This window comes from Myxosarcina sp. GI1(2024), assembly GCF_053543375.1.
Window position 1 is genome coordinate 185123 of record NZ_JBKGTY010000004.1, and the last position, 14674, is coordinate 199796.

General features: G+C 40.2%; 17 protein-coding genes and 1 pseudogene. 8 read left to right on the forward strand and 10 right to left on the reverse strand.

The features are described 5' to 3' along the window. Positions 1-9: 9 nt before the first annotated feature. Positions 10-153 (reverse strand): pilus assembly FimT family protein, encoded by a 144-nt coding sequence (locus tag ACLFKQ_RS18375; RefSeq protein WP_449001210.1) that lies wholly within the window; start codon positions 151-153, stop codon positions 10-12. A gap of 402 nt (positions 154-555) precedes the next feature. On the opposite strand from ACLFKQ_RS18375, the gene ACLFKQ_RS18380 reads away from it, so the two are divergent. Both ACLFKQ_RS18380 and ACLFKQ_RS18385 read left to right on the forward strand, forming a co-directional pair. Beyond that, positions 556-1164, forward strand: coding sequence for a hypothetical protein (locus ACLFKQ_RS18380; RefSeq protein ID WP_449001211.1), 609 nt, complete (start codon positions 556-558; stop codon positions 1162-1164). Between the two features lie 113 nt (positions 1165-1277). Continuing rightward, positions 1278-1580, forward strand: coding sequence for a hypothetical protein (locus ACLFKQ_RS18385; protein ID WP_449001212.1), 303 nt, complete (start codon positions 1278-1280; stop codon positions 1578-1580). Positions 1581-1648: 68 nt separating this feature from the next. Here the strand turns inward: ACLFKQ_RS18385 and ACLFKQ_RS18390 are convergent, their stop codons facing one another. From ACLFKQ_RS18390 to ACLFKQ_RS18400, 3 genes are all read right to left on the reverse strand, one after another. Then, positions 1649-2860, reverse strand: coding sequence for an IS256 family transposase (locus ACLFKQ_RS18390; RefSeq protein WP_448998010.1), 1212 nt, complete (start codon positions 2858-2860; stop codon positions 1649-1651). 105 nt (positions 2861-2965) lie between these two features. Then, positions 2966-3394 (reverse strand): IS1 family transposase, encoded by a 429-nt coding sequence (locus ACLFKQ_RS18395; protein WP_449001303.1) that lies wholly within the window; start codon positions 3392-3394, stop codon positions 2966-2968. Between the two features lie 9 nt (positions 3395-3403). After that, positions 3404-3556: an IS1/IS1595 family N-terminal zinc-binding domain-containing protein gene (locus ACLFKQ_RS18400; protein ID WP_449001213.1), complete on the reverse strand. Its 153-nt coding sequence runs from the start codon at positions 3554-3556 to the stop codon at positions 3404-3406. A 118-nt stretch (positions 3557-3674) separates the two neighbouring features. Here ACLFKQ_RS18400 and ACLFKQ_RS18405 point away from each other — a divergent pair, with 118 nt between their 5' ends. Continuing rightward, positions 3675-3974, forward strand: a complete 300-nt coding sequence (locus ACLFKQ_RS18405) for a hypothetical protein (protein WP_449001214.1) — start codon at positions 3675-3677, stop codon at positions 3972-3974. Positions 3975-4009: 35 nt separating this feature from the next. Here ACLFKQ_RS18405 and ACLFKQ_RS18410 read toward each other — a convergent pair. Further along, a pseudogene (locus ACLFKQ_RS18410) lies at positions 4010-5204 on the reverse strand (helix-turn-helix transcriptional regulator). Between the two features lie 410 nt (positions 5205-5614). Here ACLFKQ_RS18410 and csx18 point away from each other — a divergent pair. The 4 genes from csx18 to ACLFKQ_RS18430 all read left to right on the forward strand — a co-directional run bounded on the left by csx18 (position 5615) and on the right by ACLFKQ_RS18430 (position 9511). Continuing rightward, on the forward strand, positions 5615-5908 hold the full coding sequence (gene csx18, locus ACLFKQ_RS18415; RefSeq protein WP_449001215.1) for a CRISPR-associated protein Csx18: 294 nt from the start codon (positions 5615-5617) through the stop codon (positions 5906-5908). After that, complete coding sequence (gene cas1 / locus ACLFKQ_RS18420; protein ID WP_449001216.1) at positions 5908-6900, forward strand: CRISPR-associated endonuclease Cas1; 993 nt, start codon at positions 5908-5910, stop codon at positions 6898-6900. Before csx18 ends, cas1 begins: the two co-directional genes overlap by 1 nt. A 170-nt stretch (positions 6901-7070) precedes the next feature. Then, positions 7071-8396: an ISNCY family transposase gene (locus tag ACLFKQ_RS18425; RefSeq protein WP_448998174.1), complete on the forward strand. Its 1326-nt coding sequence runs from the start codon at positions 7071-7073 to the stop codon at positions 8394-8396. A 632-nt stretch (positions 8397-9028) separates the two neighbouring features. After that, positions 9029-9511: a hypothetical protein gene (locus tag ACLFKQ_RS18430; protein WP_449001217.1), complete on the forward strand. Its 483-nt coding sequence runs from the start codon at positions 9029-9031 to the stop codon at positions 9509-9511. A gap of 5 nt (positions 9512-9516) precedes the next feature. Here ACLFKQ_RS18430 and ACLFKQ_RS18435 read toward each other — a convergent pair. The 4 genes from ACLFKQ_RS18435 to ACLFKQ_RS18450 all read right to left on the reverse strand — a co-directional run bounded on the left by ACLFKQ_RS18435 (position 9517) and on the right by ACLFKQ_RS18450 (position 11933). Next, a protein-coding gene (locus ACLFKQ_RS18435) for an IS5 family transposase (protein WP_448998612.1) occupies positions 9517-10271 on the reverse strand; the annotation gives its coding sequence in 2 pieces (ribosomal slippage) (positions 9517-9948 and positions 9951-10271; 753 coding nt in all). A 96-nt stretch (positions 10272-10367) separates the two neighbouring features. After that, positions 10368-10667: a P-II family nitrogen regulator gene (locus tag ACLFKQ_RS18440; RefSeq protein ID WP_449001218.1), complete on the reverse strand. Its 300-nt coding sequence runs from the start codon at positions 10665-10667 to the stop codon at positions 10368-10370. Positions 10668-10881: 214 nt separating this feature from the next. After that, a complete protein-coding gene (locus ACLFKQ_RS18445) occupies positions 10882-11388 on the reverse strand; it encodes a pentapeptide repeat-containing protein (protein WP_449001219.1) in 507 nt (168 codons plus the stop codon). 326 nt (positions 11389-11714) lie between these two features. After that, positions 11715-11933 (reverse strand): hypothetical protein, encoded by a 219-nt coding sequence (locus tag ACLFKQ_RS18450; protein WP_449001220.1) that lies wholly within the window; start codon positions 11931-11933, stop codon positions 11715-11717. A 355-nt stretch (positions 11934-12288) separates the two neighbouring features. Between ACLFKQ_RS18450 and rodA the strand changes: the two genes are divergently transcribed. Further along, positions 12289-13569: a rod shape-determining protein RodA gene (rodA, locus tag ACLFKQ_RS18455; protein WP_449001221.1), complete on the forward strand. Its 1281-nt coding sequence runs from the start codon at positions 12289-12291 to the stop codon at positions 13567-13569. A 638-nt stretch (positions 13570-14207) separates the two neighbouring features. Here the strand turns inward: rodA and ACLFKQ_RS18460 are convergent. Continuing rightward, complete coding sequence (locus tag ACLFKQ_RS18460; protein WP_449001304.1) at positions 14208-14663, reverse strand: NYN domain-containing protein; 456 nt, start codon at positions 14661-14663, stop codon at positions 14208-14210. Between the last annotated feature and the right edge of the window lie 11 nt (positions 14664-14674).

The following is a 14674-nucleotide window of genomic DNA, read 5'->3' on the forward strand; positions in this document are numbered from 1 at the left end:
TGTTAAGCTTCAAGCCGAATTAATTCGGTTGCGATTGAGTAATCCTAAGAAGCTAGGAGCAGCGATCGCGATAATGCCAACTACAATGACGGTAACGAGCATCTCTATGAGAGTGAAACCAGTATTTTGTTTGGAGACGGGACAGAACGACATTGAGAGGAATAAATAGTTAATTTGTTAGCGATTGTGAGCTTCCTATCACGGCCATCGACCTTCAATTAGGCGTATATTAGAATGCATCTTGAGTTCTAAATCGTCGAGTAACCCTTTACTTTTAAACCAGCTTTTACTTGCCAGTGATAAACGCGATAACGTCTTTATATAGCAACCGAGAATTTTGGTCGATAAGGAAAACTCAAGTGCTGAAACCTTTATAAATAAATTCTTATGTAACTTTAGGGTGATGCAAAGCGAATACAAATTAATTAGTATGAAATTATCAAAGACAAACAGATCGATTTACTTTTACTGAAAGCATGGCTGAACTGGTAATGTTATGTTTTTTCAGAACTCTTTTAATACTTAAAAACTCTTAACAGCTTATAAATTACAATTATGTTGCAAAGAAAAGATTTAAATCTAGCAAAAATTCTACCTTTATCGCTAATTCTGCTCCTTTTTCCTCTAACATCGTGTCGAGTAGAGCAAGAACAAGCAGGTCGCTTACCTGATGTAGAGGTAGAACCCGGAAGGTTACCAGAATTCGATATTGAGGGACCTGATGTAAATGTTGGAGTAACCGAGCGCAGGGTTACAGTGCCTAAAGTCGTTGTCGTACAGGAAGAAGAAACCGTTGAAGTTCCTTACATTGATGTCGATGTACCCGGTGCAGAGCGCACTGAGCGTACTCTCACTGTCGAAGCTGAGGTTCCCTCTGGTGGTTATGATTTGGAGATTCAAGATGTATATGTGGTAAACAATGAGCTTTGGGTAGTTTCTCAACTTGAAGAAGAAAATCCCAATGCAGCCCAGGCAACAGTACGCGTGTCCGATCGCATTGTTATCAATGCTCCAGATATGCCAGTGCGCCACTACATTATCGGAGAGCGTCCCATCGGTAACTTCAACGAACAGCACACATTTATTGATAACCGTGAGCAGATTAACTCTCAACTAGAATCAGGACGGCAGCTTTATGGACAACAGCAACAGGCTGGTAGCTAAGGCAAATTATACCGTTTATCAAAAGGAGCTAAATAGAGCGAAACGCTGAAACGATCGTAGCTCGACAATTCATTTCGACTAAATCATATTCAGTGATGGTTTGGCATTAAATATTGAATATCGAACAGCTTCGTAAGAAATATCTAAAGTTGGTTAATGAAGAATTACCAGCACAAGCCAAGCAGCGTGATTTTCCCGTAAGTCTAAATCATTGTTTTGCTAGAATCATTCTCGATAATTTATTCAATTGCTGTTGGTATGAAGTCATCGATCGCGCTTCAGGTGCGGCATACAAACAGCTATCGGCAGAACAATTACTACAAGCGATCGCCATTGCTGAAGATATCATCGATAAACCCGATAGTTATATTCGGGAGCTAAATAGAAATAGTTTAAGGTGGCGAAATAAGATTTGAAGAGTAGAGTGCGAGCGGCTTTGCCGCTGCGGCTTCGGGATCTGTCAATAAGTTTGTGTCAAAGAAAGTTAAAGTGGAAGCCGTCCTTCAAACTCGATGGCAAATCGATTTAAAGCAGCTTTCCAATCCCGTAAAGGTCTAGTCCATCTCTGAGATAAGTTATTAATCGCAAGATAAATAACTTTGAGCGCAGCTTCATCTGTTGGAAAAATCCGATGATTCTTCAACACTTTTCTAAGAGTCATATTCATCGACTCGATCGCATTAGTGGTGTAAATAATGCGACGGATTTCTGGAGGAAACTGGAAAAACGGAATCACGTGCTGCCAGTGAGCCAGCCAAGACCTACTAATTGGGGCATAAGTGGAGTCCCACTTGTCAGCAAAAGTTATTAGTGCCTGTTCGGCTTCAGCTTCAGTAGCGGCAGTGTACACTCGTTTGAGGTCAGCGGCAACAGCTTTACGGTGTTTGTAGGAGACATAGCGTAGGGAGTTCCTGACCATGTGTACCATACATAACTGTACGCGGGTTTGCGTAAATACCGTTTCAATCGCTTCGGCGAAGCCCGTCAGACCATCGATACAAGCAATAAAGATATCCTTGACTCCACGATTCTTTAACTCAGTTAACACCGACAGCCAGAATTTTGCCGTTTCTGTCTGGGTCATCCACAGCCCCAATAACTCCTTATCGCCTTCGATGTTGATTCCCAGAGCTAGATGGACGGCTTTGTTGATGACTCTTCCCTCCTGTCTGACTTTGACGACCAAAGCATCAAAAAAGATAATTGGATACACTGCCTCTAGGCTGCGATTTTGCCACTGGAGTCGCTCTTCATGAACCGCATTGGTTACTTGAGATACCAGGGCTGGCGATACTTCTACTCCATAAAGGTCTTGTAGTTGGGCTTGGATATCACGAGTGGTCATTCCTCTCGCATACAGGGCGAGAATCTTGTCATCGAAGCCTGTAAAACGAGTTTGTCCTTTTTTGACCATCTGAGGCTCGAATTGGCGATCGCGATCGCGAGGCACGGCAAGTTCCGCTTCGCCAAACTCCCCCTTAATGGTTTTACGGCTGTGTCCGTTGCGTCGATTTTGTCGCTCTTTTTTGCCCCGCTCTGCCTTCTGAGTCTCTAGATGTACGTCTATTTCAGCTTCTAAACAACGCTCTACGAGTTTTTTGGTCAGTTGTTTGAGGATTCCTCCTTCTCCAATAAGGTCTTCTGGTTTTTCATAGTCTTTGAGCAGTTCATCAATTAACTCTGGTCGAAAGGTCATAGTCTCATTCCTCACATTAATTCTATTTATTAGAGTGTGTTTTGACCTTTGACACAATTTATTTTACATACCCGCCTCAGATGGTCAAAAAAGGACAAACTCGTTTTACAGGGTCATGTAAGTTTTGGAGATGAGATGCTCTTCTGGTTCTATGTACATTGGATAAACTTTCCATCCATCCGTTAGGTACCAAAAGCTATGCCAACACTTGATAATTGACCAAAGAACCGCAAATGTCTGATGAGAGCGATCGCCTATAGTCCAAATAATAATACCTTTTTTCTGGTGATTGACCACTGTCCAAATCGAGTATTGGTTTCTTTTGTTGCCCACAAAAGCTCGCCCGTTCACCTGAATTTGATTCAGGTGCTTGCGGGCGAGTGCATTCGGCATTTGAAGTTCATCAATTTCAGTAATTTCGGGCAGTTGTTCATCTTGAGGTTCATCCAATAAAGATTCTCCTGCTTCTTTAATCCAGTTCAAGATAGTAGGATGACTAATTTTGGTTACTCTTGAAATTCCTCTGATACCGATGCCATTGAGCTACATTTCAATACAAGTTTGTTTGGTTTGTGGAGAGTATGCTCTTGAACAGGAATGAGCTATATATTGAGTCCCACAATTTTTACACCTATATGACTGTTTTCCTCGGCGAAAACCATTTTTCTTACTTTGAAACGATATTCCATGAGCCACAAACTACCAATCCCAACTACTCGATTTTAGACCCAATAGCATTACGCTATTTACCAACGCCGCTTTGAGAATATAAGATGGCGAATACTACGTCGAAGATAATTGGAATGCTGGCGAAATGCACGGTATTCGGACTCTTTCTGGAGGAGAAACTTTTGCTGCTTTTCTGTCAATGGCTCTTTCCCTATCGGAAAAGTTATCAATGGGTGCTGAAATTGGTTGTCTTTTCTTGAACAAAGGTTTTAGAACGCTCGATCGCGAGACATTAAATATCGTTACGCGCACGCTAGAATCTTTGCGACAGCAAGACCGCTTAATTGGTGTAATTACTCATATTCCCGCTTTAGCAGAACAGTTTACACAGATTAAAGTTCAAAAGTCACAATTGGGATCGAATTTGCAGGTAGAATTTTGCTAGAATTATTATTTTCTTTTCCCTGTTCCCTATTCCCTTCAGAAACCATATCTTTTTGCCAAAGCTAAAGCTTTATTGCGATGTTCTTCAACTAGTTCGGGAGGAGATAAGACCATAGCGCAATCGAGGTATTTATTGACCCAAATGCCAAACTCTTTTAGAGATCGCAGCGGTAATTTCACCGAATAATCTAAATATTCTTCCTTATGTTTTTTGATGCTCTGTCGTGGATGTCGTAATTCACCCTCTGCAATAAACTTATTTACAGGAGGAAAAAAGCGCACTTTGAAATTGAGTAATTCTAGTTTCCCCTGTAACTCTTGTTGTTGCTCCTCGGCATTACCTAAATACAAACCCCAACCATTTTTTAAAAGCTGGTGAGAATTGTCGAGACTGTTTTTTTGTTCGCTAACGCTTCTACCTTCAGGGATAATAATCTTTAGATGGTCTTTAAAGCGATCGATTCTTACTACTGATAAAGTGCGATAAGCTCGAAGAGCTTGCGCTTCGGGGTCGCGATAGTTTTCATAGATTAAATACCAGGCAATATCGTAATAAATTAGTTGCAAAGGATAGACATAAACAAATCCAAGCTGCTCCTGTTGATAGGGATCGCGCTCTCGAAAAAGCTCGATCGCTTGACCTTTAATAATGGCATTTTCTAGCGTTTCTATTTGATGAAACAAGGTGTGTTGGTATTTTCCTTTTTTCATCATTTCTTGAGGATCGGTATAGTTGATAGCGCGGTTGAGATGTTGTCTGACAGGATAAAAGAAATCTTGGCGAGCGCCAAATTCGAATCCTCTCATTCTGCGTTTTTTTTAATGTATGATAAATTTTTCTTAGTTCGGGATCTCCTTGATAAACTGCCTGAGATTCTAAAGCGTTAAAAGCCGCTTTTAGTTCTCGTTTATTCATTACTCCCGTACCCAAGTAATAACCCCAACGATACATTCTACGGTCTAAGATTTGATAGTCTCTAAGCAATTCCAAATCTTTCCGAATAGTCGGTATTGCAGGATAACTATCTGGTAGCTCGATTTGCAGCGATGCGGCTATTTGCCTCAGTTTGTCTCGAACCAACTCTAAAGCATTGTGATGTTTGCCGTCGGGTTGGCGGTCTGGGTCGGCACAGCCAATACCAGAATTTTTAATTAATGTAGCGATAAGTAATAGTAGTCTTTCTAAAGACTGTGGACTATCATAGCGGTTTATTTTTGGAGAGAGGTTCATTTATTTATGGAATAGGAAATGGGAAAATGAGGAATAGAGAATAGAAAATTTTTGATTTTCGCTCTTAAGTAGAAATTTTTTTGTGTCAATTAAAAGAAAATATTTGTTAAGTTTATATTTTTAGTGACAATAACTAAGTCTCATTATAAATTTGAGTTTAAAAATGTTGCCTGGGTAAATATCGGGATTTACGAGAACAGCTTTTTAAAACTGGCTAAATTAGAGTCGTATTTAATTATGCATATAAATGTTAAGTAGCTATAGGTGAAGACGAAATAGAGTTTGGTTTAAAACCTCATTCACATGAGAAAACTGTAGTTTGGCATTGGCAATTTAGTTTTTTCTTTTTTCTGTTACCTATCGTCTGTTACCCGTTCCCCGTTCTCTTATAAAGACTTTAATTTTATTGTATGTATATATCAACTCGTGCTGCCGTAGTAAGAAACTTAGCAACTGCCATTACCAACGGAGCGATTACTCTAACTTTATTATTAATTGCACCTTTGGGTTTAGCTGCCGTAATCGGCAACACTTTTTTAGTAACTGTAGCTAGTTTTTTTGTTGGTGTTTTTGCCGATATGGTGGTTTCTTGGCTATCGATATCTCCATCACGACAAAATAGGTTTTCTGTACCTGATTTCGATCGCGATTTAACTCATGCAGGACGTTCTTCAGAAATACAAAGAAGAAATAGAAATTATTAATGAAAAGTTTGTATATTTCCCAACAAGGTTGTTACGTCTGTGCGAACAAAGAGAATTTGATAGTTAAGCGCAAGCAGCAGATTTTGCAGGAGATACAGATACCTTTAATCGAACAAATCTTAGTCTTTGGTAACTCGCAAGTAACTACACAAGCGATTAAAGCCTGTATTCGGCAAGACATTCCAATTGTTTATCTATCTCGTATGGGTTATTGTTATGGGCGAGTTTTACCTTTAGCCAGAGGATACCGTCAGTTAACTCGCTACCAACACCAGCTATCATTTGCTGAAAGATTATCAGTCGCCAGAGAAATTGTCATTGGCAAACTCAAAAATAGTCGCGTCTGGTTACAGAGACAGCAGGGAAAACGAGAATCGGCAACTATAGCCCAAACCATACTGAATTTAGAATACCTTATTTCTAAAGCTGGTCGTGTAGAAAATCTCCAACAGCTTATTGGTTGTGAGGGTGCAGCGGCAGCTAATTATTTTTCGGCTTATGGCGAAACCATTACTAATTCTGATTTTGTATTTGTTGCCCGTCGCCGTCGCCCCCCTGGAAACCCAGTTAATGCGATGTTGAGTTTTGGCTATCAGGTGTTGTGGAATCATCTTCTTGCCATCATCGAACTGCAACAACTCGATCCCTATCAAGCTTGTTTGCATCAGGGTAGCGACCGCCATGCTGCTTTAGCATCAGACCTAATTGAGGAGTTTCGCGTTCCTATTGTCGATTCTTTGGTTCTATATTTAATCAATCGTCGGATAATGAACGTTGAAGAAGATTTTACCTATCATCATGGTGGTTGCTATTTAAATAATTCTGGACGCAAGAAATCATTAACAGCTTTTGTACGGCGTATGGAAGAAGAGGTTCAAACTAATTCAGATGAAAATCAGCCTCGATGGCATATTTTGATGCAGCAGGTCAAGTTATACAAACAGTTTGTCTATCAACCGACACAGCTTTATCGTCCTTATCTGATTCGGTAGAGGTTTGGGGCAGCAATTCTCATTTTAAGATTTCATGACATTGAAACCCAGTCCAGAATCGTTACAAGCAGAAGAATTGGGAATTAGTTCTCTATTCAACATAGAGAACTAAAACAAGAAGGGGCAATTAGCTTAAAGTAAAAGGCATTAACCTTCGCTGGAGTGGCAACATGGGTTTAGCAATAGGGATGCCTGAATTATTATCGATGCTAACCGACGAGTTAGATGAGCTGCCCGATGAAAGAAAACAGGGCAATAACACCAAATATAGGGTTGAAGAAGCGATAAAAAGTGCTTTTTCGGTCTTTTTCATGCAATCGAGGTCATTTTTAGACCATCAACGCTTGATGAAAACCCAGAAAGGGAGAGATAATGCGGCTAGTCTGTTTGGGATCGAGCGCATCCCCTGTGATAATCAGATTCGTACCCTGCTCGACCCGGTGCCAGCTTCAACGGTGTTTGGGGTCTTTCGCTCCGTCTATGACGGTTTGTCAAAAACGGGAAATCTCAAGCCCTATCAGTGCTTTGGTGGAGAATTTTTACTGACTCTCGATGGCACTGAATATTTCTCGTCCAAGAAGATTCACTGCTGTCACTGTTGCCATCAGACACATAAAAACGGCAGCACCACCTATTTTCACGCTGCTGTAACACCAGTATTAGTGGCTCCAGGACGACCACAGGTCATCAGTTTAGAACCTGAATTCATCACTCCCCAAGATGGTCACGACAAACAAGATTGTGAAAACGCTGCTGCCAAGCGTTGGATTGCTGCCCATGCCTGTGAGCCACAAGACCCGCCTGTAACTTTACTTGGGGATGACCTCTACTGTAACCAACCCATCTGTGAAAAGGCTTTGAACCATGGCTATCATTTTATCTTCGTCTGTAAGCGAAGCTCCCATCCAGAAGTTTATGACTGGGTGGATTACCTCGAACGAGTCGGTGAAGTGCAAACTCTGACCGAGATTGAGTTCCATGGACGAAAGCGTTTGTCTGATCACTATCGTTTTGTGAATAAAATTCCCCTCAGAGCCACCCAACCAGCCCTGGACGTAAACTGGTGTGAGGTGACGGTAACAGATACCAGCAACCAGAAAACTCTATACTACAATGCCTTTGCTACTTGCCATGAAATTCATGCCCAGAATGTGTCCGAGATTGTCACTGCTGCTCGTGCACGCTGGAAGGTAGAAAATGAAGGGAATAATATTCTCAAAACTAAGGTTTATCATCTCGAACATAATTTTGGTCACGGTCAAAACCACCAGGCAGAACTTCTATTTTGCCTTAATTTATTAGCCTATCTCTTCCACACCACTCTGGATTTAATCCACATCACTTATCGTGCCGTTCGCTCCATGTTGGTTACTCGCCAAACCTTCTTCAACGAGCTTCGGGCACTGACCAGATATTTATGGTTTGAGAGTTGGCAGACTTTGTTCGAGTTTATGCTGAGGGAGGGAAAAGCACCTGACGGGGTTAACTCTAGCTAAATTTCGCGACTGTTGAACCTGAACCAATTCGCGCCCCTTATAGCTCTACAAAGTAATAGCTGGTTGTTCCAAGTATTACTTGGCTTTTTCATGGCTCAAAACGAACTTGCTCAGGGATGATAGCTGCTCCGGAGCTTACTTTGACTCACAATCAATTAACTCTTCGACTTTGTTCGCGAAAAAGTTTCGCGAACAAGTTCCCAATTTTTATCTTTTACCCTCTATTTTCTTCCGTTCAGGTTTCAAAATGAGAATTGCTGCGCAAACCCCGACTCGACATCAGACCAAATCTGGGTTTCAATGGAGGGAGTTTCTCCTCTAAGGAGAACCTAATTGAATAGTTCATCGCTAATTAAATATTTATAACTCAAGGCGATCGCCACTCAAACAGCGATCGCTTTTTTTTATTCGAGCAAAAATACAAAAAGAAAATATTTTATGTAATGCCAGTCAGGCAGCCAAAGCCAATTCTGCTGCGAAATTTCTCCTATTTTTGATTTTAAAAGTGAATATTGTCATTTGATAGAATTTAAAAGATAAGTCGGCTACATTTGTATACATAAAGAGATAGAGAAAGCCCAGGCAAAATATTTCCAGCCTATCTATTCTCCATTCCCTATTCCCTAAACATTATGAAAACTACTAAACTTATTACTAATATTGTTTTTGCCGTAGCTGGAACATTCTTTGTTACAGGTGCAGTCACTCAAAATTCATCAATGAAAGATTTGAGTATTGGTACACTTCTTCTCACTAGCCTAGTCAAGCAAGAAGAAATCAATAAAAACCTCAATCGCTTTGCTACAAAACAAAAGTTAAGCGACTGGCAAAATGATGTATGTGAAAAAATTGAGAATACATGGCGATCGCTTGAAGATACCAAAAAGGAATTTAATAGCCAACACCAAGAACTAGAAAGTCGCGTTGGCACGTTAGATAACTATGCCGCAGCAATAGAGAATTTGTCTCAGCGATCGCAACAAATTGAAGCTAAACTAGAAAAACACTTCAAAGCGATCGACCAAAATAAGCACCAGCTTAAAGCGCAGGAAAAACAGCAAACTAATATGCGATCGCAGTTAGATAGACAAGAGCATCGTCTTAGGTTCTGTTGACACAATTAACGCAACCAAATTAAAGCCGAAGCAAATTCGGCAAATCCCAAATAACATTCGTCAGTTTTGTCAAAACGGCTGAAAACGCGACGATAGTATTTAAGTTTGTTAAAAAAGCACTCAACTAGATGTCGCTCCTTGTACAGATGTGAATCGTAATCTCTAGGGTTGAGGCGACCAGAACGAGGCGGAATCACGCCTTGAGCACCAGTTTCCTCAATCAAGACCACAAAAGCATCACAATCATAGCCTTTATCGGCAATTACCTGTTGAGCTCGATAACCAGCCACCAATGCCTCTCCTTGACTGATATCGGCGGTTTGCCCTGGAGTCAGAAGCAACCGCAGCGGATTGCCCAACGCATCTACCACAGCATGTAACTTGGTACTAAATCCGCCACAAGAACCTCCTAAAGAGTGTTTTTCTGACCCCCTTTTGCTCCTGCTGCACAGGGATGAGCACGAATCATGGTGCTATCGGGAATTAAACTTTCTAAGTCAGCAGAGTGGGACATTTCTTGCAAGAGACGATGCCAAACTCCCTTCTGACACCAACGCCGATATCGTTTGTAGAGGCTGTTCCAGTTGCCAAAACGTTTGGGTAATTCACGCCATTGAGCACCTGTGCGAGTAATCCAGAGAACCGCATTCAGAAAACGACGACAAGCTTTGGGGTCTTTGATACGGATGTCTTGTTGGTGGCTCAGAACAACGAAAATTTGCTGCCAAGCAGAATCGTCCAACTTAACACGAGATTTCATGAAGAATTTTTTGACTAAAATCAGCAACTTCAGGTACTTTCTCATCTTTGCCTCTTTACGTCAACAGAACCTAGTCAAAAATTATTTTCTTTCTAATCAATCAAATAAACCTTCAACTTCGTGTCTAAAAGCGATCGAAGCATGATTTTTCGAAAAGTTCTTTAGCTCTTCAAGCAACTTGTCGGATGTCTCTAGCGAAACGATAGTTTTAACTTCAATATTGGTGTTATAACCAGCCATATCTCCCATCCTTCTACCATGACTACCCATTCCTTGTGCTGGGATAATCGTATACCCAGAGACTCCTAATGTCTGTAACAACTTAATCAAGCGGTCTTGCAAAACTGCTTCACAAACAATAGTGACAATCCAACCTCGATTCAAAGAAGAAGACATAATGATTTTAAGAAGAATTGTATTGTTGTAGTTGATTAAAACCTCGTGGCGATCGCTAATTCTGATATACGACCGCCGCAAAGCAATTTCTGTAGTTTATCAAAGAGCAGCAATTAGGTTGCAGTAAGAAGTAACTCTGCTCATATTTTCTACTGACAAAAGAGCGAGCATAATCTCTAAAAGTTTATTTTCTCCGATTGATTGAAAAATTTTTCTAACTTAAAGATTTTGTAATAGTTTCTAATGGTTGAAGTTTTGTCTCATCTAGATAAGCTCCCCTTAAGTTGGCTCCCTCTAACCGAGTTTCTCTAAAGTAAACTCCCGTCAAGTCAGCTCCCCGTAAATCAGCTTCTTCTAAATTAGTCCCTCGTAAATTAGCTCCACGCAGATCGGCTCCTCCTAAATTAGCTCCTCGTAAGTCGGCTCCACTCAAGTTAGCATCCCTTAAGTCTGATCCACTCAAGTCAGAGTCAACCATTTCGGCATTAATTAGGCACGCTTGAATCATTTCGGCATCAGCTAAATTTGATTGATTCAACCTAGCTTGTTTCAGATGTGCTTTAGTTAGGTTGGTTCCACGTAGGTTGGCTTTAATTAAATGCGCTCCATTTAAATGCGCACCAATTAGATTGGCTTTGGTCAGACATACCCGAACTAAACTGACGTGACTAAAATCTCGCTGTCCTGTAGCGTATAGTCTTAAAATTTCTTGAGCATCCATATCTTCTGTCTCCTTTTAAGTGTTTTTATCTATGTTTGAAATGTAAGTAGAGCTGACTTAAAGTAGCCATCGAAGCACTTTTTTAGCGAAACCTTGAGTCATCCCAATCATAAAACTGGCATTGCTTGATAACAGTGGCTACAACGCCAGTAAAGACCTTTTAAACTCAGATGACGAAGTAAGGTAGATGAGCAGCAAGGACAAGTACGCTTACTAATTATCATTGAGAATCGATAACTGGCTGTGTGGCTATTGCTAGTTTTAGAGAAAGCCAGCCTTTGAGAAGATCTTTTTAATAAAGACTGCATTTTTTAATCTCATTTTTGTTAATATTGAGCTCGGATTTTGGCAGTGGTGGAAAATTGTAGCCGAATCCACAATTCTTGTTTCCATTTCAGGCTTAAAATCTCTGAATTTTTGACTCCCAAAGCTTTTAAGCATTTAACTATGTCTTTTCTAGTTAATGACTGTGGCGATAATTCTGAAGCCACAAAAAAAGCAAAGCTAGGTGAGACAGTGGATAGATCCCTTAGATAAGTCGACATAAAACATCTCCTCCATAAAAGAGTGTAGAGATTTAAGTTCGGAGAAAAGTCTATGTCTTTAGTCCAATACCCGAAAATATTTCTCGGTAATCTCATCCTAACGAGTAAACCTTCGCCAATACGGTAAAGACACAACTCTTATTAATAGACCAAACTTGATTTTCTCTCCATAATCTCTTGAATCTAGACTCGTTTCCATTTGGAGTTTCTAGGAATTTCTAACATCATTGAATCACAATTATTGTTAACTTATTTTTTACTGTATTTATTAGTAAATCTAGAAGCTAATCTATTCACAAGCAGTTAGATTGGATGTATTAATTAAAATTTCGTCTACTCTTTACTCTCAAACAAAATGCCTGCCAAATCTCAATCCAAATTACTCTATCTGGGACAATATATACTTACCCTATTTCGTCCTTGGCGACAAATTGATTGGCTGTTGCTGTTTTTAGTAATTGGAGTGACAATATTCGGCGGCTTAGCCATTCACAGTACAGAATTAGCAGAAGGACTCGATCGCGGTTATCAACATTGGGCAATTGGAGCGGTTGGCTTGGGAATTGCCCTGTTAATCTCGCGCTGGCGTTATGAATCTCTTTTGCAATGGCATTGGTTAATTTACCTCCTAACCAATATTTCGCTGATCGCCGTCATGACCACTGGAGTAACTGCCAAAGGTGCGCAACGCTGGATTACAGTTGCAGGATTTAACCTTCAGCCTTCGGAGTTTGCCAAAATTGCCGTAATTATTACTTTAGCCGCACTCCTACACCAAGAAAACACCTCCAAACTAGGTGCTGTATTGCGTACTCTAGCAATTACCACCATTCCTTGGGGTTTAGTTTTTTTACAGCCAGATTTGGGGACGTCTCTAGTGTTTGGAGTAATTGTAATTACCATGCTCTATTGGGCAAATACCAATCCAGGCTGGCTGATTTTAATCGTTTCACCATTAATTTCAGCAATTTTTTATCATCTGTACCTTCCTGGGTGGTTAATCTGGGTGTTAGTTATGGCGGGCATTGCCTGGCTGAGTTTGCCAGTAAAAATAGTATCGACCTTAGGGGCAATCGCCCTAAATTTAGGTGCGGTAGAATTGGGCAATGTGTTTTGGGGACTGCTCAAAGACTATCAAAAAGCCAGATTAATTCTATTTCTCGACCCCGAACGGGATCCTTTAGGAGGAGGCTATCACTTAATTCAATCGCGCATTGCTATCGGTGCGGGCCAGTTGAGTGGTAGAGGTTGGCATCAGGGAACCCAAACCCAACTTAATTTTATCCCCGAACAGCACACGGACTTTATTTTCTCAGCGGTAGGAGAAAATTTGGGCTTTATCGGCTGTATGATTTTGATACTAGTCTTTTGGGGTATCTGTTTCCGTCTAGTCTGGATCGCAGCTACGGCAAAAGATAACTTCGGTTCTTTACTGGCGATCGGTTTTTTGGCGGTTATAGCCTTTCAAGTAATCGTCAATATTGGTATGACTATTGGACTGGCGCCAATTACAGGCATACCTCTACCGTGGATGAGTTACGGGCGATCGGCTTTACTATCTAACTTTATCGCGCTCGGCTTAGTAGAATCAGTTGCCAATCATCGAGTTAGTAAGAAAAAACTATATAAACATTAACTAGGTGCTATAGCGGTCTGCAAATCCAATGAGTACAATCATTTGTAATAACTAGAGGTCGAGTATCAAGTTAGAGGTTGTCAAGCTAATCCGATTGAGCAGAGCTATCGAAGAGTGAAGTGACGCTACTATCCTGGGTTTCCGAGAGTTGGAGACTGCCCAGAGTTTTGTCGATTGCCACATTATTTGTCGTCTTGACTATTTATTTGTCAAGTCTCTACGATCGCTAGAAGCTTTTATTCTAAAGGAATACAAACCAATTTAAGATTATTTAGCTTCTATTAAGTATCATTGACAAATTGAGTGTCTTATTTTGAACATTTGTCAAATTACTTGTCCAAATTTTAAATTAGACCAAAAGCTTATCATTTCAATAATTTTATCGTATTGTTCGTAAAGCAGTTTGATGACTCGATATTCATAGTTGTTCTCTTCACGAAATTAAGCGATCGCCAGCAACATTCTAATTTAAGTTTTTTAAAGCTATGACACTAAATTATTTTTTGAGCGATCGCAGAAATTTCAATTCTTTGGGTTTATTGAACTTACGAATAAAAAGTTAACACCCAGACTGTTAATTAAATTTAGTCTGGGTGGCGTTACAATTAAAGATAATAGGCTACATAGCTATGAATAGCTCAAGCAGCATCTAAATCTGTCCTGCGAGCGATCGAGTCTCGAACGGTATTAATATTGACAAATCGATCTGCTAAAAGCTGTAATCTATGACTTATTGAATCTTGCGAAGCAATAACTATTACCTCTACATCCCGTTGCTTAATTTCCTCAATGAGAGGATAAAAGTCACCGTTGCCACTGATTAAAACTAGGCGATCGCCTGGTTTGACTTCTTTTAAAACATCGATACAAATTTTGAGGTCGTCACCAACGGTTTTAAAAGTACCATCCTGTTGAGGGATTTTTGGCAAACAGGTAACTCGATAATTTAGATCGCGCAAACACGAATGTAGTTTGATATTTTTACTTTTAGCGCAAACGCCATCATAAAAATTGATTTTGATTTTGCCGTTGGATGGCGTTAAATAAGCTTTCAAGGCTTGATAGTTTATTTTTACGCTTTTGTAGGTAGAAATTTAAAATTATT